The organism is Paraburkholderia sp. SIMBA_053 (genome assembly GCF_046534895.1).
In the GTDB taxonomy this organism is placed as follows: Bacteria; Pseudomonadota; Gammaproteobacteria; order Burkholderiales; family Burkholderiaceae; genus Paraburkholderia; species Paraburkholderia caledonica.
In genome coordinates this window covers 1-294 of the sequence record NZ_JAWRXU010000431.1, presented here as the reverse complement: position 1 = coordinate 294, position 294 = coordinate 1, and the positions used below count along the sequence as shown (strand labels likewise).

The window sequence follows — 294 nt, the reverse complement described above, 5'->3', positions numbered from 1 at the left end:
AAGAAAAGAAACAAATAGAATGACAGCTAAAACCATGTTAGCATTGCTCAAATATTTGATACCTTTTGAAACACCAGTTCCTGCAGATGTAATAAATAAAATAGTTGTAATTCCAATAATAACAAGTTGAACTTTATAGTTAATAGGCATGCCTGTTAGGTAATGGAATCCACTATTTATTTGTGAAGCTCCTAATCCTAAAGAAGCAGCTACTCCAAATATAGTAGCAAATACAGCTATAATATCTACTATGTATCCAATTGGTCCTTTGCTCTTATTTCCAATAAGAGGGGT

At 32.0% G+C, this 294-nt stretch carries 1 protein-coding gene; it reads right to left on the bottom strand.

Annotated elements, in window-relative coordinates:
• On the bottom strand, nt 1-294 hold a 294-nt coding region (locus tag SB753_RS36295; RefSeq protein WP_410804945.1), incomplete at both ends, for a BCCT family transporter.